The organism is Methylobacterium sp. D48H, from assembly GCF_053345715.1.
The window spans coordinates 286,504-303,642 of the sequence record NZ_JBKFAP010000003.1 but is presented as its reverse complement, the minus strand read 5'-3'; the positions used below and the strand labels follow the sequence as shown (position 1 = coordinate 303,642).

Annotated in this window: 17 protein-coding genes; 7 read left to right on the top strand and 10 right to left on the bottom strand. The window is 70.7% G+C overall.

Translation table 11 applies throughout. The annotated features are described in order from the left end of the window. Nucleotides 1-526: 526 nt before the first annotated feature. The 5 genes from ACLBX8_RS10205 to ACLBX8_RS10185 all read right to left on the bottom strand — a co-directional run bounded on the left by ACLBX8_RS10205 (nt 527) and on the right by ACLBX8_RS10185 (nt 5,018). On the bottom strand, nt 527-2,176 hold the full coding sequence (locus ACLBX8_RS10205; RefSeq protein ID WP_132368113.1) for a porin: 1,650 nt from the start codon (nt 2,174-2,176) through the stop codon (nt 527-529). A 384-nt stretch (nt 2,177-2,560) separates the two neighbouring features. Then, nucleotides 2,561-3,250, bottom strand: a complete 690-nt coding sequence (locus ACLBX8_RS10200; RefSeq protein ID WP_447698308.1) for a metal ABC transporter permease — start codon at nt 3,248-3,250, stop codon at nt 2,561-2,563. Between the two features lie 121 nt (nt 3,251-3,371). After that, the gene (locus tag ACLBX8_RS10195; RefSeq protein ID WP_210186914.1) at nt 3,372-3,695 is read right to left on the bottom strand and encodes a winged helix-turn-helix domain-containing protein; all 324 of its coding nucleotides are present in this window, start codon (nt 3,693-3,695) and stop codon (nt 3,372-3,374) included. Between the two features lie 62 nt (nt 3,696-3,757). Beyond that, on the bottom strand, nt 3,758-4,366 hold the full coding sequence (locus ACLBX8_RS10190) for a HupE/UreJ family protein (RefSeq protein ID WP_447698307.1): 609 nt from the start codon (nt 4,364-4,366) through the stop codon (nt 3,758-3,760). Between the two features lie 112 nt (nt 4,367-4,478). Continuing rightward, nucleotides 4,479-5,018 (bottom strand): pilus assembly protein PilZ, encoded by a 540-nt coding sequence (locus ACLBX8_RS10185; protein ID WP_447698306.1) that lies wholly within the window; start codon nt 5,016-5,018, stop codon nt 4,479-4,481. Between the two features lie 392 nt (nt 5,019-5,410). On the opposite strand from ACLBX8_RS10185, the gene ACLBX8_RS10180 reads away from it, so the two are divergent. The 6 genes from ACLBX8_RS10180 to ggt all read left to right on the top strand — a co-directional run bounded on the left by ACLBX8_RS10180 (nt 5,411) and on the right by ggt (nt 12,561). Further along, the gene (locus tag ACLBX8_RS10180) at nt 5,411-6,898 is read left to right on the top strand and encodes an ABC transporter substrate-binding protein (RefSeq protein ID WP_447698305.1); all 1,488 of its coding nucleotides are present in this window, start codon (nt 5,411-5,413) and stop codon (nt 6,896-6,898) included. Further along, nucleotides 6,898-7,842 carry an ABC transporter permease gene (locus ACLBX8_RS10175; protein ID WP_447698304.1) on the top strand — a complete coding sequence of 315 codons (945 nt, stop codon included), beginning with the start codon at nt 6,898-6,900 and terminating at the stop codon, nt 7,840-7,842. The genes ACLBX8_RS10180 and ACLBX8_RS10175 overlap by 1 nt, the downstream gene beginning before the upstream one ends. Beyond that, a complete protein-coding gene (locus ACLBX8_RS10170; RefSeq protein ID WP_447698303.1) occupies nt 7,839-8,753 on the top strand; it encodes an ABC transporter permease in 915 nt (304 codons plus the stop codon). Before ACLBX8_RS10175 ends, ACLBX8_RS10170 begins: the two co-directional genes overlap by 4 nt. After that, nucleotides 8,750-9,778: an ABC transporter ATP-binding protein gene (locus ACLBX8_RS10165; protein ID WP_447698302.1), complete on the top strand. Its 1,029-nt coding sequence runs from the start codon at nt 8,750-8,752 to the stop codon at nt 9,776-9,778. The genes ACLBX8_RS10170 and ACLBX8_RS10165 overlap by 4 nt, the downstream gene beginning before the upstream one ends. Continuing rightward, on the top strand, nt 9,775-10,698 hold the full coding sequence (locus tag ACLBX8_RS10160; protein ID WP_091979334.1) for an ABC transporter ATP-binding protein: 924 nt from the start codon (nt 9,775-9,777) through the stop codon (nt 10,696-10,698). Before ACLBX8_RS10165 ends, ACLBX8_RS10160 begins: the two co-directional genes overlap by 4 nt. Nucleotides 10,699-10,959: 261 nt before the next feature. Beyond that, the gene (gene ggt, locus ACLBX8_RS10155) at nt 10,960-12,561 is read left to right on the top strand and encodes a gamma-glutamyltransferase (RefSeq protein WP_447698301.1); all 1,602 of its coding nucleotides are present in this window, start codon (nt 10,960-10,962) and stop codon (nt 12,559-12,561) included. A 184-nt stretch (nt 12,562-12,745) separates the two neighbouring features. Here ggt and prfB read toward each other — a convergent pair. Next, nucleotides 12,746-13,874 (bottom strand): peptide chain release factor 2 gene (gene prfB, locus ACLBX8_RS10150; RefSeq protein ID WP_106427873.1). Its coding sequence is split into 2 segments (ribosomal slippage): nt 12,746-13,804 and nt 13,806-13,874, totalling 1,128 coding nucleotides; the frame shifts between segments, so codons are not numbered across the junction. Between the two features lie 211 nt (nt 13,875-14,085). On the opposite strand from prfB, the gene ACLBX8_RS10145 reads away from it, so the two are divergent. Then, nucleotides 14,086-14,421 carry a DUF3140 domain-containing protein gene (locus ACLBX8_RS10145; protein WP_100250567.1) on the top strand — a complete coding sequence of 112 codons (336 nt, stop codon included), beginning with the start codon at nt 14,086-14,088 and terminating at the stop codon, nt 14,419-14,421. Nucleotides 14,422-14,442: 21 nt separating this feature from the next. Here ACLBX8_RS10145 and ACLBX8_RS10140 read toward each other — a convergent pair whose 3' ends face one another. The 4 genes from ACLBX8_RS10140 to ACLBX8_RS10125 form a co-directional block, all read right to left on the bottom strand. Next, a complete protein-coding gene (locus ACLBX8_RS10140) occupies nt 14,443-14,802 on the bottom strand; it encodes a hypothetical protein (protein WP_020090817.1) in 360 nt (119 codons plus the stop codon). 113 nt (nt 14,803-14,915) lie between these two features. After that, the gene (locus ACLBX8_RS10135) at nt 14,916-15,128 is read right to left on the bottom strand and encodes a hypothetical protein (protein WP_020090818.1); all 213 of its coding nucleotides are present in this window, start codon (nt 15,126-15,128) and stop codon (nt 14,916-14,918) included. A gap of 134 nt (nt 15,129-15,262) precedes the next feature. Continuing rightward, nucleotides 15,263-16,480 carry an LL-diaminopimelate aminotransferase gene (locus ACLBX8_RS10130; protein WP_026604561.1) on the bottom strand — a complete coding sequence of 406 codons (1,218 nt, stop codon included), beginning with the start codon at nt 16,478-16,480 and terminating at the stop codon, nt 15,263-15,265. A gap of 110 nt (nt 16,481-16,590) precedes the next feature. Beyond that, entirely contained in the window at nt 16,591-16,977 is a 387-nt protein-coding gene (locus ACLBX8_RS10125) for a hypothetical protein (RefSeq protein ID WP_244492163.1), read from the bottom strand. Between the last annotated feature and the right edge of the window lie 162 nt (nt 16,978-17,139).

Genomic DNA, 17,139 nt, shown 5'->3' with positions numbered 1-17,139 from the left:
GCGACGGCCCGGAAGTCGACTCGGAGCTGTCTTGCGGGCCGTCTCTGACCGGACAGGCGTGGCGGATGCAGTCAGAACCGCCTGGGTGCCCCGCGAACGGCACGCGGTCGCCGGCGAGCGATTCGACGCGCGGGTCCTGCCCGTCCGACGCGTCGGCCGGAGGCTCGGCTCATTTGCGGGACGGCACGTGTCGCACGGCGCGGCGGCGTTTGCCCGGCTCGATGGACGCGGCGCGCGCCCGGAAAGCGGGTCCGAACGAATGATGGCGCGCATCGGCGGCACCCTGCGCGCGGGGCCGCGCATCGCCGGCCCCTATCATGGGTCGGTCAACGGACCGGCCGGGAGCGGGCGGGATCGCGGCGCGGAACGCACCGGGTCGCGTGCCGACCGCGCGCTGGCGGCCGGAGGCGTTACGGATCCAGGGCGGCCCGGCACAACGAAAAAGGCCCGGCCGAAGCCGAGCCTTGAGGTTCCTGAAGCACGGGGACCGGCGCGGAGGCCGAGGCCCCGGCGCCGGTGGAGTGGCTTAGAAGTCGCGCTGGACGCGGAAGCGGAAGGTGGACACGCTGTCCGCCGTCGTGGTCCGCGGCACGAAGGTGCCGTTGTTGATGCCGGCGACGTTCGCGTAGGCCGTCGGGCTCTTGTCGCGGTCGATCACGCGGCCGTTCTTGACGCCGATCTGGGTGTAGAAGCCCTCGACACCGATATCGAGATCCTTGACCGGCGACCAGATGATGCTGCCGCCCGCCACGAACTGGTAGGTGTCGCGCAGCGCCTCGCTGAGCTGGTAGAACCGGCTGCCCGGCACGCCGACGCCGTTCACGCCGAACGAGTTGCCACCGGTGTTGTTCGCCAGCGCGAAGGCCGCGCCCTGGGCCAGACGAGCGCCGCTGCCGTAGCTCATCTCACCGTACGACCCGAAGAAGGCCGAGCGCCACTCCGGCGACCAGTAGTGGAGGTACGAGGCCGTCGCGGTGAAGCTCGTGGACTGCTCCAGCTGACCCGTGAACGGGTTGAGCGTCGCGTCATTGATGTACTGCGCGAACTTCTGGCCCTGGATGGTGGCCGGGTTCTGCGAGTAGCAGCCGCTGAAGGCGCAGTAGCCGGTGTACATCTGGGCACCGGAGCCGTAGGCGCCCTGCAGGTAGAGGGCGTCGCCCGGCGCGATGAACGGCGTGTTGATCTTCAGGCCGCCCTGCACCGCCCAGCCGTACGAGTTGCTGGCGTGCGGGATGCTGATGTTCGAGCCGGTGCCGGTGCCGGCGCCGTTGGCCACGTTGCCGACGTTCAGCTCGTGGACGGCGGCCGAGACCTGAGCCGAGCCCCAGGCCTGGTCGAGGCGCAGGGCGCCGACGAAGTCGGGCATGCGCGAGCGCTGGATCACGTCGACGAAGCTGTACCGGGTCGGCACGCCGTTGGTGTAGCCGATGAACACCTCGGCCGGCGACTGAGACTGCGCGAAGTTGGCGAGGTTGGCGTTGACCGTCACGCCGCCCGGGTTGTTGGTCTGCGAGAAGATCACGCTGCGGCGGAAGACCGGGTCTTCGGCCGAGATCGTGGCGGACAGGCCGTTGCCGAGCGTGGCCGTGTAGGCGAGCAGGTTGGTCGAGGCGATGTCGGAGCCGAGCGTGGCGCCGGCGAACTCGAAGTCGTGGGCGTAGAAGTCGAAGAACGACGAGGCGCGACCGGCGGTCATGCCGGCGAACTGGATGAAGGCCTTGTCGACGTTCACGAACTGCTGGGCGCGGCCGAACTGGTCGATGCCGAGGCCCGGGAAGGCCTGGCCGATGCGCTGCTGGGTGCCGGAGGTGCCGACGCCGGAATAGCCGGTGCGGGAGCCGGCATCGAGGCGCACGAAGGCGCGCAGGGTGCCGTAGGCGGTCTGGGTGCGGGCATCGAGGTTGATGCGCATCCGGCCCTGGTAGCCCGACGTGTCGCCGTTGCTACCCTGACGCGAGTAGCTGGTCATGTAGCCGCCCTCGAACCGGGCGCGGCCGGAGAGACGCAGGCAAGTGTCGGTGCCGGGGATGTAGAAGAAGCCGGCGCCGTAGGCGCCGCAGACGCGAACGTACTCGATCGGGACCGCCTTCTTGACCGGGAGGTCGGCGGCGTGGGCTGCGCCTACCGCCGCGAACGCAGCAGCAGACCCGAGCAATGAGCTCTTCAAGAGCTTCATAGACATCTCCAAAGCTTCGAGACCCAATGATGCGGACCTGCCCGGTTATCCGGGTCTAGCCGCACGTTCTGTAGGTTTGGCCTGCGTCTTAGGTGGCAGGCTCCTGCGGGCTCTCGCTTGGCGATGCCCCCGTGCACGATCACCATGTGCGAACGGGTTTCCGCGAGCAACGAGGATTCGCGGCTGCCTTGGCAGTTCCAGCGCGATGTTGCGGCCTGGCAACATTCTCGGGGCGCTTTAGTCGGCAACGGTCCGCCGAATGTGCACGAATGCTGTCCTGAGCGGCTGAGCTGCCGCGCCGACGGGCAGCCTTTCGCCCGGCCCCGACCCGGGACCGGGCGGCTCACGCCGTCCCAGCCGATTCGCCGGCGCCGGACGGGCGCCTTACATGGGCGGCGTCAGCCCGTCCTTTCCGACGGCGACGCGCCGCGCCGTGATGCGGCCGTCGTCCCCGCGCGCGGCGATCACGAAGACCTTGGCGCCGGGCGCTACGGCCGCGGCGCTGGCGGGCTCGAAGCTGACGACCGGCGCCTGTGGCGGCACCAGGATCTGCAGCGACTGGCCCTGACCGTAATCGACCGTGAGGGTCCGCTCCGCCCCGCCGCGGCTCGCCTTGACCGTCCCGTTGGTCATCGCGCTCTTCACGCGGGGCGCGTCGGGAGCGGTCGAGCGCACGTCCGCCTTCACGGTTCCGTTGGTCATGGCGCTCCGCACCGGCGCCCCGCCCGCCGTGTGGTCGGGGATCATGTCCCAGTCGTAGTGCCCCTCGCCGGTGCCGCGCATCGCCTCGGGAAACAGCACCACCTCCAGGGCCACCGGCGGCTCGCCCTTCGTGGCCGTGCCGATGAAGACCCCGTCCCTGATCGCGTCGAGACTTGACGGGACCACCCAGGAAACCTTGGCGTCGGGGGCGAGCACCACGGTCTCCGACGCGCCGTCCCGTGTCTTCAGCGTGAAGCCGCCGCCCGCGACCGCCTCGACGGTCCCGCGCAGGCGCTCGACCTTCGGCGCCGCCTGCGCACCGGTGGTGACGGCCAGCAGCCCCATCAGGGCGAGCGTCGTGAGTTTTGCCATGGGGGTTCTCTTCCTGGTGCCGGGATTGTCGCGACCGGCTGGACGTGGGGCGGGATGATGGGACGTCAGCCCACGAGGGCCTGTGACATCGCATCCGGGTTCGCGCCCGTGCCCGGCCCGGTTACGCGTCCCCGGCCTGTCCCAGACAGATCAGGAACGGCGCGGCCGCAGCCTCCGCGGCCGCCTCGACGGCCCGGTAGCGCCGCACCACGTCGGCGCCGAAGGCCGAGAGGCGCGCGCCCCCGCCGGCCCGGCCACCGGTCTGCGCCTCGACCACGGGGCGGCCGAAGCCGGTGTTCATCGCCTCGACCAGCAGCCAGGCCCGGCGGTACGACATGCCAAGCGCGCGGCCGGCGCCCGCGATGGAACCGTGCTCGGCGATCATCTCCAGGAGCCGCACCTTGCCGGGGCCGAGGCGGTGCCCCGGCCCGAGATCGATGCGGATGCTCAGCCGGGGCGCCGCGCCCGCGGCCCGGGCGGGGCTCCGGAGCGGGTCGGGTACGGCGCTCAGGCGGGGAGCGCCAGCAGCGCGAGACCGGCCGCGGCGAGGCCGGCACCGAGGGCCGGGGCGGCCCGCGTCGCTCCGATCCGCGACGCCGCGGCGCCGAGTCCGATCCCCGCGGCGTGCAGGAGCGCGGTGGCCGCGAGGAACCCGAGGCCGAAGGACAGGCCGGAGGCGGTCTCGGGCATCTCGGCACCGTGGGCGTAGCCGTGGAACACCGCGAAGACGCCGACCAGGGCAGCCAGCAGGGCCACCGGCGCGCGCAGGCCGACGATGGCGGCGAGGCCGAACACGACGATGGACAGCGCGATCCCGAGCTCGACATGCGGCAGCACCGCGCCGGCCATACCCAGCCCCGCCCCCACGCTCATCAACGCCAGGAACGACAGGGGCAGCGCCCAGAGCGCCCGTCCGCCTCGCAGGCTGGCGAGGAGGCCGACCGCGACCATCGCGAGAACATGATCGGCGCCCAGGAGCGGATGGAGGAACCCCGCCTCCGCGCCCGTCGCGGTGCCGTGCCCCGGATGGGCGAAGGCCGCCTGGGGCAGCAGGGCGAGTGCGGCCGGCAGGAGCGCGAGGCATGTGGCGGAACGGGCGGAGAGCGGTCGCTTCATCGGTGATCCTTCGCTGGACCCGCGAAGTTGTAGCGCCCTTCCGCCGCCTCTGCGAGGGGCGGGTGGCCGATGATCGCCGCACCGCGGCGGCGCCCGGTTTCGCGGGCGGCCCTCAGAGCGACATCGCCTCGTGGACCGCGGACGGCGCGAACGGCTCCGAGAAGGCGGCCCCGACACCGTGGGTGAAGTGGCGCATCACGGTGGCGGTCTTTCGCCCGACCCGGATCATCGCCCCGATCTCCAGCGCGTGGTCGACGAGCAGGGCGACGCCGGAGGCCGAAACGTTGAGGACGTGTCCCTGGAGGGCCTCGCCCGATGCAGTGGTGATCTGGACGATCTTCTGCTTCGGCACGATCCGACGGTGCGCGCGGATCGGTTCGGGTTGCAGGTCCTGGGCCTTTGCCAGCGTCACGAACTGACGCGCGACGTGAGTGAGAATCGCGCGTCCACCGCGGACACAGACAACGAACTCCTGACCGGCGACGCGGGCGATGCGGGCCTCGAGCGTGCCGATATGGCGGATGCTGCAGGTGAGATGCTCACCCGGCACCAAGAGCGACGAGGAGCGGAACCGGATGCCCTCGGTCGAGACGTCGGCGGTCACGGCGTAGAAATCGCGACGCCGCTGGTTCCAGCACAACGCGGGCAACATGACGATGTGCCGCCGGACCATCACACCCGCATCATCATAAAGAATACATCGGCGACCTTCTGGGGCCGAAGTTTCTTCTGGCCTGTTCAGGCAATGCGTAAAATTGGACTTATCCCGATCTAAGTCGCACCTCAGATCCGGCGCTCACGAAGCTGTTCGCAGGCCGATCTCGACCTTGGCGCGGTCGCGCCGTCATCGAACGCCGCCGGCCGGCTCGAAACGGTGGCCTCAGAGGCTCGCGGCGCGGATTGAATAAAAGATGCATCCTGATTGTATGGCATGGATGCTGCCTGGGATTGTGCATGCCAAACGGCCGCGCAACACTGCCGGCCGCCTCCGGAACGGACCGGCCGGTCCGCTCCGCTTCTCCCGCCTCCACCCGGATCGGTCTCATGTTGCGTTACGCCGCCTGTCTCCTCGCCGGGCTCGCCCTCACCGGGCCCGCCGCCGCGCAGACCCTGCGCTACGGCATGATGGAGGATCCGGACGCCCTCGACCCGACGCTCGCCCGCACCTTCGCGAGCCGGATGGTGTTCGCGGCGCTCTGCGACAAGCTCGTCGATATCGGCCCAAACCTGAAGCCGGTGCCGCAGCTCGCGACTTCCTGGGAGCTGTCGCCCGACGAGAAGGCGCTGACCATGCACCTGCGTCCGGGCGTGCTGTTCCACGACGGCGAGAAGCTCGACGCCGCGGCGGCCAAGTACTCGATCGAGCGGCACATGAAGATGCCGGGCTCGCAGCGCCGCTCGGAGATCGCGCCGATCGACACCGTTGACGTGGTCGACGACCTGACCTTCCGCATCAACCTGAAGCAGCCGTTCGCGCCGCTGCTGGCGCAGTTCACCGACCGCGCCGGCATGATGGTCTCGCCCAAGGCCGCCGAGCGGCTGGGCGACAAATTCGCCTCCGGGCCCGTCTGCGCCGGGCCGTACAAGTTCGTCGAGCGGGTGCCGCAGGACCGGATCGTGGTCGAGCGCTTCCCCGATTACTGGAACAAGGATGCGATCCACATCCCGCGGATCGAGTTCCGGCCGATCCCCGACGCGACCGTGCGGCTCACCAACCTGCGGGCCGGGCAGCTCGACCTCCTGGAGCGGCTCGCCCCCACCGACGTGGCGCAGGTGAAGCGCGACGCCAAACTGAAGCTCGACTCGACCACCGAACTCGGCTTCCAAGAGATCCTGTTCAACCCCCATAAGGCCGGCTCGGCCGTGGCCGACCCGAAGGTGCGCGAGGCCTTCGAGGCCGCCATCGACCGCAACGCCATCAATCAGGTCGTCTACAACGGCGAGTTCCTGGCCGGGAACCAGTGGGTCAACCCGAAGAACCCGAACTACGTGGCCGAGTACCCGATCCCGAAGCGAGACGTCGCCAAGGCCAAGGCGCTGCTCGCCGAGGCCGGCAAGCCGAACCCGCAGATCACGCTGACCGTCTACGCCAACAGCGAGTCGCCCCAGGTGGGTCAGGTGATCCAGGCGATGACCAAGGAGGCCGGCTTCGACGTGAAGATCCAGGCCGTGGACTTCACCACGGCGCTCGATGCCGCCGACAAGGGGAATTACGAGGCGCAGCTCTATTCCTGGAGCGGCCGCTCGGACCCGGACGGCAACACGTTCAGCTTTCTCTCCTGCAAGGCGGCGCTGAACTACCCGAAGTACTGCAGCCCGGAGGCCGACGCGGCGCTCCAGGCCGAGCGGGGCACGATCGACCCGGCCAAGCGCAAGGCCGCCTGGAAGGCCCTGGCCGATCAGGTGCTGAAGGACCGGCCGGGCATCTACATCCTGCACCGCAAGCTGCTCTGGGCCTACAGCCAGAAGATCACCGGCTTCGTGCCCTATCCGGACGGGCTCGTGCGCTTCACCGGGCTGAAGCTCAACTGATGCTCCGGTTTCTGGCGCGACGCCTCGCCCTGGCGGTCCCGACCCTGATCCTCGCCTCGATGATCATCTTCGCCCTGCAGCAATTGCTGCCGGGCGACGTCGCCACGGCGCTCACCGGGGAGGAGCGCGATCCGCAGGTGATCGCCTTCATCCGGGAAAAATACCACCTCGATGAGCCCCTGCCGGTGCGCTACGCCTACTGGGCCGGCGGCGTGCTGCGGGGCGATCTCGGCGAGTCGATCCGGCTGCAGAAGCCGGTCTCGGAGCTGATCGTCGAAAAGCTGCCGGTGACGCTCGAACTCGCCTGCCTCGCCATGCTGGTGGCGCTCGCCATCGGCGTGCCGATGGGGGTGCTCTCGGCGGTCAAGCGCGGCCAGGCCGCCGATACGATCGCCAACGGCGTGGCGCTCTGGGGCCTGTCGGTGCCGAACTTCTGGCTCGGGATCCTGCTGATCCTGCTGTTCTCGGTGGAACTCGGCTGGCTGCCGGCCTCGGGCTACGTCTCGCCGTTCGAGAGTTTTTCCGAAAACCTCGCCGCCATGGTGATGCCGGCCTTCGTGCTGGGCAACGCCATCGCGGCGGTGATGATGCGCCACACCCGCGCGGCGATGCTGGGCGTGCTGGGCTCCGACTACGTCCGCACGGCCCGCGCCAAGGGTGTCTCGCCACTGCGCGTCACCTTGCGGCACGCCCTGCCCAACGCCGCGATCCCGATCATCACGCTCGGGGCTCTGGAATTCGGGCAGCTCCTGTCGGGGGCGGTGCTCACCGAGCAGGTCTTCTCCGTGCCGGGCTTCGGCAAGCTGATGGTCGATGCGGTGTTCAACCGGGACTTCGCGACCGTGCAGGGCGTCGTGATCTGCACCGCCGCCACCTACATCGCCCTGAACCTCGCCGCCGACCTGCTCTCCGCGGCCGTGAATCCGAAGCTGAGGCGGGCATGAGCACCGGCACCCCCATCGCCGAGGCGGCCGGCCTCGGCGCCCCCGCCGGAGCCCCGGCTCTGATCCAGGAACCCGGCACGCTCGCGGCCTTCTGGCGGCGCCTGCGCGCGCGGAAGAGCGCCGTCGCCGGCCTCGTCATCGTCGGCCTGCTGATCGTGATGGCGGCCTTCGCCCCCTGGATCGCCCCCTACGATCCGACCGCCACCGACTGGGCCAACGTCCGCGGCGCGCCGAGCCTCGCACACCCGTTCGGCGGCGACGAGGTCGGGCGCGACGTGCTCTCGCGGATCATCTTCGGCGCGCGGGCCTCCCTCGGCGCCGGCCTCGTCTCGGTGGCGCTCGCCGTCTCCCTCGGCCTGCCCCTGGGATTGCTCGCCGGCTACTCGGGCGGCTGGATCGACGGCGCGATCTCCCGACTCACCGATGCGCTGCTGGCGATCCCGTTCCTGATCCTGGCGATCGCGCTCGCCGCCTTCCTGGGCCCGAGTCTCGTCAACGCGATGATCGCCATCGGCCTGTCGGCTACCTCGACCTTCATCCGCCTGACCCGGGCGCAGGTGCGCGCCGTGGCGGCCGAGGAGTTCGTGGAGGCGGCCCGCGCCATGGGCAACCCGCCCTGGCGGATCGCCCGCGTCCACATCCTGCCCAACATCGTCCCGGCGATCCTCGTCCAGGCGACGCTGACCATCGCGGCCGCGATCATCGCGGAGGCGAGCCTGTCGTTCCTCGGCCTCGGCCAGCAGCCGCCCGAGCCGTCCTGGGGGGCGATGCTCAACACCGCCAAGAACTTCATGGACGAGGCGCCCTGGATGGCGATCTGGCCCGGCCTGTCGATCTTCCTCGCGGTGCTCGCCTTCAATCTGTTCGGCGACGGCCTGCGGGACGCCCTCGATCCGAGGCAGCGCACATGACGGCCGCGATGACGAAGCCCCTCCTCGACGTCCGCGACCTCGCGGTCGCCTTCGACACCGACGGCGGCGCGGTCCACGCGGTCAACGGCGTGTCCTACACCCTGCACGAGGGCGAGACGCTGGGGATCGTCGGCGAGTCCGGCTCCGGCAAGAGCGTGCACGTGCTGGCCATGCTGGGCCTGATCCCGCGCCCGCCCGGCCGCATCACCGGCGGACAGGTGCTGTTCGAGGGACGCGACCTCCTCGCCCTGAAGGAGCGGGACCTGCGCAAGATCCGCGGCGGCGCGATCGGCTTCGTGTTCCAGGACCCGATGAGCTCGCTCAATCCCGGCATGACCGTGGCGGCGCAGATCGTCGAGCCGCTGCGCATCCATCTCGGCCTCGACGCCCGCGCGGCCCGCGCCCGGGCCCGGGAGCTGCTCGACCTCGTGCGCATCCCGAACGCGGCCGCGCGCCTCGACCAGTACCCGCACGAGTTCTCCGGCGGCCAGCGCCAGCGCGTGATGATCGCGATCGGCCTGAGCTGCCGGCCGAAGCTTCTGATCGCCGACGAGGCGACCACGGCGCTCGACGTCACCGTCCAGGCCGAGATCGTCTCCCTGGTGCAGGAGCTGAAGCGTGAGCTCGGCATGGCGATCATCTGGATCACCCACGACCTCGGTGTGGTGGCGGGCATCAGCGACACCGTGCAGGTGATGTATGCCGGCCGGATCCTGGAGCGCGGCCCGGTCGACGACATCTTCGCCGATCCCCGCAACGCCTACACGCTCGGCCTGCTGCGGTCCCTGCCGGATCTCTCCGGCGGCCGCGCCGGGCGGCGGCGCCTCCACCAGATCGAGGGCGCGCCGCCGGACATGCGCCATCTCCCGCCGGGCGACCCGTTCGCGCCGCGCAACGCCTACGCGACGCCGCGCTGCCGGGCCGAGATGCCGCCCCTGGCGCAGGCGCCCGGCGCCGCTCCGGGCCACCTCGTCGCCGCCTGGTACGATTTGCCGAAGCTCCTGGGTGAGGAGGCCGCGCGATGAACGCGTCGCAGCAGCCGGTCGTCTCGGTGCGCGACCTGTCCAAGCATTATCCCCTCCGCTCCTGGTGGGGCGGCAAGGGCGCGGTGTTCCGCGCCGTCGAGGGCGTGAGCTTCGACATCCGCCCCGGCGAGACCCTCGGGCTCGTCGGCGAGTCCGGCTCCGGCAAATCCACCATCGGCCGGGCCGTGACCATGCTGAACCCGCCGACCTCGGGCACCATCGCCTTCGAGGGCACCGACCTCGCCAAGCTCTCGGCGGGCGCCATGCGCAAGATGCGCGCGCGGATCCAGACCGTGTTCCAGGATCCCTACGCGGCCCTCAACCCGCGGATGAGCGCCGGCGAGTACGTCGCGGAGGCGTTCAAGCTGCATCGGCGGGACATGCGCGGCCCGGAGCGGCGGGAGGCGGTGGCGGCCCTGTTCCAGCGAGTCGGGCTCGATCCGCGGTTCATGGGGCGCTACCCGCACCAGTTCTCGGGCGGCCAGCGCCAGCGCATCTGCATCGCCCGGGCGATCGCCCTGAAGCCCAGCTTCATCGTCGCCGACGAGCCGATCGCGGCGCTCGACGTCTCGATCCAGGCGCAGGTGGTGAACCTGCTGCAGGACCTGCAGGACGAGATGGGCCTGTCCTACCTGTTCATCTCGCACGACCTGCGGATGGTGCGCTACCTCTGCCACCGGGTCGCGGTGCTCTGGCGCGGGCGGATCGTCGAGCTCGCCGAGGCCGACGCGCTCTACGAGGATCCGCGCCACCCCTACACGCGCCGCCTGCTCGCCGCGGTGCCGGTGCCGCACCCGGCCGACGAGCGCGCCCGCCTCGCCGCGCGGGACCTCGCCGGCCACGACCAGCCGCCCGACGGGCCGCTCACCGAGGTGGCGCCGGGGCACTGGGTGGCGCTGCCGAGAGGGCAGCACGCGTGATCGTCCAGGCGATCCTCGATCGGAACAACCGGTCAGCCCGGCCTCCGCCGTCATCACGAGCGCAGCGGAGTGACCCAGGGCAGCGCGAGGTTGCCCGGCGTTGCGCCGACTGGATTGCTCCGCTGCGCTCGCAGAGACGAGGCGGCGAAGCCATCCGTCATGGCCGAGGCCGCGCCGTCATCTGCGTCACCGCCTCATCCCGAGGTGGCGATGTGCATCGAGCGGTGATTCTTTAAGTCACCCAGCAGAGCAGGACATCCCGTGAGAGACTTCTCCGCCCCCGGCCGCTCCCCGGTCTACGCCGCCAACGCCGCGGTCGCGACCTCGCACCCGCTCTCGACGCTCGCCGCCATCGAGGTGTTGCGCGCGGGCGGCAATGCCGTCGATGCCGGTATCGCGGCGGTGGCCGTGCAGTGCGTGGTCGACCCGCTGATGACCGGGATCGGCGGCGACTGCTTCGCGCTCTACGCCCCCGCGGGCGCCACCAAGCCCATCGCCCTCGATGGCTCGGGCCGCGCGCCCGCCGCCGCGACGCCCGACTGGTACGCCGAGCACGGCGTCGCGATCACGCCCACCTCCCCCCACGCCGTGACGGTGCCGGGCGCGGTCGCGGCCTGGGATCTGCTGGTGCGCGAGCACGGCACCCGGTCGATGGGCGAGCTGCTCCAGCCGGCGATCCGCTACGCGGAGGACGGGTTCGTCGTCCAGCAGCGGGTCGGCTGGGACTGGCTGCGCGGCGCCGAGCGCGTCGCCGCCGATCCCCACGCCGCCGCGACCTACCTGCCCGGCGGAGAGGTGCCGGCGATCGGCAGCGTCGTCCGCTTGCCGAAGCTCGCGGCGACGCTCCGGGCGATCGCCGAGGCGGGGGCGCGCGCCTTCTACGAGGGCCCCGTCGCCGAGGACATGGTGAGCCGGCTGAACGCCCTCGGCGGCCTGCACACGCTGGACGACTTCGCCGCCGCGCGGCCCGACGTGGTCGCGCCGGTCTCGACCCGCTACCGTGGCTACGACGTCTACGAGTGCCCGCCCGCCGGCCAGGGTCTGGCGGCGCTGATGATGCTGAACGTGCTGTCGCACTACGATGTCGGCGCGCTCTCCGACCTCGACCGGCTCCACCTCTTCGCCGAGGTCTGCAAGCAGGGCTACCATCACCGCGACGTGCTGTTCGGCGATGCGGCCCTCGCCAACGTGCCGGTCGAGCACCTGCTCTCCGACGCCTGGAGGGCCGCCGCCCACGGCGCGATCGACATGGGCCGGGCCCGCGAGCCGGAGATCTATCCCGAGATCGCCCGCGAGATGGCCGAGGGCCGCGCCCACAAGGACACGGTCTACCTCTGCGTGGTCGACCGGGACGGCAACGCGCTGTCGCTGATCAACTCGATCTTCCAGGGCTTCGGCTCCGGCATCCTGGCGCCCGAGAGCGGCGTGCTGCTGCACAATCGCGGCCTGTCGTTCCGCACCGAGGGCGGCCACCCGAACAGCGTCGGGCCGGGCAAGCGGCCGATGCACACGATCATCCCCGGCATGCTGATGAAGGACGGGCAGGCCGTCGCGCCGTTCGGCGTCATGGGCGGCCATTACCAGGCCATGGGCCATGTCGAGCTGCTGTCGGGCCTGCTCGACCGGGGCCTCGACGTGCAGGAGGCCCTCGATGCCCCGCGCAGCTTCGCCTACGGCGGCAGCCTGGAGGTCGAGGGCGGGATCCCGGACAGCGTGATGGCGGGGCTGAAGGAACGCGGCCATCCGGCGATCCGAGCACCCCTGCCGCTCGGCGGTGGTCAGGTCATCTGGATCGACCGGGAGGCCGGCACGCTGGCGGCCGGCTCGGACCCGCGCAAGGACGGGGCGGCGCTGGGGTATTGAGAGGCGTGGGAGGATGGGCGCCGCCGGCGCTCATCCTTTGGCGGCCTCAACGGCGCTCTCTGTCAGCACCGCCGTCATTGCGAGCGGAGCGAAGCAATCCAGGGTCGCGCCACGCTGATCGATCGCGCGCCGCCCTGGGTCACTTCGCTGCGCTCGTGATGACGGGGAGGCAGCTCACGCCGCCTCAGTCGATATCCTCGACCGCCTCACCGCCGCCGTAGACCCGCTGCGCGAGCGAGGCCTCCATGAACGGGTCGAGGTCGCCGTCGAGCACCTCGTCCGGATCGGTGGACTGGGTGCCGGTGCGCAGGTCCTTCACCAGCTGATACGGCTGCAGCACGTAGGACCGGATCTGGTGGCCCCAGCCGATATCCGTCTTGGCGGCGGCCTCGGCGTTGGCCTTCTCCTCGCGCTTCTTCAGCTCCAGCTCGTACAGGCGGGCGCGCAGCATGTTCCAGGCGGTCGCCCGGTTCTTGTGCTGGGAGCGCTCCTGCTGGCACGCGACCACGATCCCGGTGGGGTTGTGGGTGATGCGCACCGCCGAGTCGGTGGTGTTGACGTGCTGGCCGCCGGCGCCGGACGACCGGTAGGTGTCGATCCGGCAGTCGGATTCCTTGATCTCGATCTCGATCCGGTCGTCAATCACCGGGTAGACCCAGACGCTGGCGAAGCTGGTGTGCCGCCGGGCGCTGGAATCGTAGGGCGAGATCCGGACCAGACGGTGCACGCCGGACTCGGTCTTGAGCCAGCCGTAGGCGTTGTGGCCCTTGATCAGGAGCGTGGCGCCCTTGATCCCGGCCTCCTCGCCGTCGGTCATCTCGACGACCTCGACCTTGTACTTCCGGCGCTCGGCCCAGCGGGCATACATGCGCTGGAGCATGTTGGCCCAGTCCTGGCTCTCGGTGCCGCCGGCCCCGGCATGGACCTCGAGATAGGTGTCGAAGCCGTCGGCCTCGCCCGACAGAAGCGTCTCGACCTGCCGGCTCGCGGCCTCCTTCTCGACGGCCAGGATCGCCGCCTCACCCTCGCGGATCGAGGATTCGTCACCCTCCATCTCGCCGAGCTCGATCAGCGTGGCGCCGTCCTCGAGGTCGCGCTCCAGCTTCTTGATCGCCGTGACGGCCTCGTCGAGCTGCTGGCGCTCGCGCATGACCTTCTGGGCGGCCTCGGCGTCGTTCCAGAGGTCGGGGTCCTCGGAAGCCGCGTTCAGCTCCGCGAGGCGTTTATCGACTGTATCCCAGTCAAAGATGCCTCCTCAGCAGCCCTATAGACTGCTTGGCGGCATCCGAGGCTTGCTCGATCTCGGCGCGCATCTGGCTTTTCGGGAATGGGGTGTGGGGAGAGAATGGAAGCTCGTCGGGTCGGGGTGATACCCCCCGTGACCCGGCCTGTAAACGCTTCCCCGCCACGTCGCCCGCCGCGTCGCCCGTTGCCCGTGCGGCGCCCGACCGCAGGGATGGCGGCGAGCCGGCGAGCCTCGGGCGCGTTGTCGGGGACGAGCGACACGGCCCGGGAGGCAGACGGATGGCGGACGATCACGCGGCGACGTGGAAGGACTTCAACGAGGCCGTCAACATGACGCCGGCGGCGCTGAAGAAGCACCTCGACAGCGCGGCGAGCCGGGAGGTCGGCCAGAAGAAGGACGGCGGCGAGTCGACCGGGCACGAGATGGGCCGGCGGATCCTGGCGATCAAGGACACCAAGAAGGCCGACCTGACGGACGACGACTACGCCGCCATGCGCAAGGTCGTGGGCTACGTCCACCGCCATCTCAAGCAGGGCGGCGAGGCCCGGAAGGACCCCGACTCCCCGTGGCGGATGTCGCTGATGAACTGGGGCCACGATCCGCAGAAGGATTGAGGCCCCGGAACGCCCGGCGGCTCAGTAGCGCGGCGGCACGATGTAGGACGGAGCGATCACGTACTCCCGCGGCCGCTTGCGCGCGCCGAACCGCCCCTCGGTGATCTGGTCGTTGTAGTAGTCGAACCCGGTGTAGCCGAAGCCGCCGCCGTTCATCACCTCGGCCACCGGCACGGCGGGCTGGGCGAGATCGGGCCGGCCCGGCGGCACCACCACCTGGCAGCAGCCCTCGGTCTGCAGGACCGTCGGGCCGTTCGGGGCGGTGAACACGAAGGCGCGGGGCTGGTAGGGCGCCGGCGGGTAGGCGGCGTCGGAGGCCGAGGCGCCCTGCCCCGCCAGGAGGGCGAGCAATCCGGCGGCGATCAGGGTCTTGGTGCTCACGCGATGCTCCGTCAGGGGGCCGGGCGGGCCGGCATCTGGCCTACAGTCTAGCTGATCGCGGGCGGCTTGTCCGGCCCGTCCGAATCGACCGGTTACCGAAATTCCGGGCGGGTTCAGCCCCGCGCGCGCAGCACGACCTGCGGGCTCGCCGGGACGGGGCGGCAATCGGTCGTGAAGGCGTTGACCGGCAACGGCTTCGAGTCGCACGCGTACACGTCCGCCGGCCCCGGCGCAGGGATCGGGTCCCGGGCGATGATCGGGTTCGGCGCGCAGGCCGAGGCCGCGGCGGCGAGCAGCAGGGCGGCGATGAGGTTCAGGCGGCGCATGCGAGACTCGGGACGCGGGAAGACCCCCGCACCTGACCCTGGCCATCGCGCCCCGCGCTGACAAGCGCCGGCGCGGGGCGCCGACACCTTTGACGGCGTCTGTCGCCCCGCGGCAACAATTTGCGCGGGCCGGTCTAGCCGGTCCGGGCCATCGGCAGGACGTTGTGCAGCGTCTTGTCGGTGCCGTCGAAGAACCGGCGGATATTGCGCGCCGCCTGCCGGATGCGCTGCTCGTTCTCCACCAGCGCGATGCGGACGTACTCGTCGCCGAACTCGCCGAAGCCGATGCCGGGCGCGACCGCCACGTCGGACTTCTCCAGGAGCAGCTTGGAGAATTCGAGGCTGCCGAGTTCCCGGTACCGCTCGGGGATCGGCACCCAGGCGAACATCGACGAGGCGGGCGACGGGATAGTCCAGCCGGCCTTGCCGAAGGACTCCACCAGCGCGTCGCGACGTTTCCTGTAGATGCTGCGCATCTCGTGGATGCAGTCGTCCGGGCCGTTGAGGGCGGCCGTCGCGGCGACCTGGATCGGCGTGAAGGCGCCGTAATCGAGGTAGGATTTCACCCGGGTGAGCGCCGCGAGCAGGCGCTCGTTGCCCACCGCGAAGCCCATCCGCCAGCCGGCCATCGAGTAGGTCTTCGACAGCGAGGTGAACTCCACCGTGCAGTCGATAGCGCCGGGCACCTGCAGCACCGAGGGCGGCGGGTTGTTGTCGAAATAGACTTCCGCGTAGGCGAGGTCCGACAGCAGGATCAGCTCGTGCTGCTTCGCGAAGGCCACGAGGTCGCGGTAGAAGTCGAGGCTCGCCACGTAGGCGGTCGGGTTCGACGGGTAGCAGACGACCAGCGCCACCGGCTTCGGGATCGAGTGGCGCATGGCCCGCTCCAGGGCGGGGAACATCGCCGGCGTCGGCTCGGCCGGCACGGAGCGGATGACGCCGCCGGCCATCAGGAAGCCGAAGGCGTGGATCGGGTAGCTCGGGTTCGGCACCAGCACGACGTCGCCCGGCGCGGTGATCGCCTGGGCCATGTTGGCGAACCCTTCCTTGGACCCGAGAGTCGCCACCACCTGGGTGTCGGGGTTCAGGGTCACGCCGAAGCGCCGCTGGTAATAGCCCGCCTGGGCCTTGCGCAGGCCGGCGATGCCCTTGGAGGCCGAGTAGCGATCCGTGCGCGGCCGCCCGGCCGTCTCGCACAGCTTGGCGATGACGTGCTTCGGGGCGTCCAGATCGGGGTTGCCCATGCCGAGATCGATGATGTCGGCGCCCTGCGCGCGGGCGGCGGCCTTGATCCGGTTGACCTGCTCGAAGACGTAGGGCGGCAGTCGCTTGATGCGGTGGAAGTCGGTCATGGGCGTGTCCATCGGCGCGTCCCGGATCCGGCGTCTCTCGTCTGGGCCGGTCGGGCGAACCACGTGCTCTAGCAGAGTTGCGGGCCGCCGCCGACCCTGAAAAAGGGCCGCTACTGCGACGCCGCCGGAGCCGGCTTGACGGTGGCGGCCGCGCCCCGCCCGGCGCTCTCGGCGGCCCGGCCCCGGGCCTCGTTGCGGCCGCGGGCACCCTCCAGCTCCGCCTCCAGGGCCTTCTGGCCCGTGACCGACTTGGCCCGGACCGGCCGCTTCGGCGCGTCGACGCCCACCGGCATGAAGTCGGGCTGCGCCTTGCTGCGGGTGTCCGTGACGAAATCCGGGGCCGCGACGACCCGCGGCCCGTAGCCTGCATCGGAGGCCAGCGAGCGGACGACGTCGCCCGAGCAAGCCCCGAGCGCGCCGACCAGCACGCCCAGGCCGGCCGCGCGCGTCAGGCGGCGCAGCGGACCGGCGCGATGCGGGCGGATAGCGGGGTTCAAAATGGCACGATCCATCGTCACATGCGTATGAAAAGATCGGACGGATGTTTCGGCGACGTCCTGAGCCGGGCTGGCGAAAACTCTGGCTCACTCCTTATTTTGTCGGAAACGAGGCCCGCGCCATCGGGTCAACAGATGAAGCACAGGGAGGCACGTTTGACG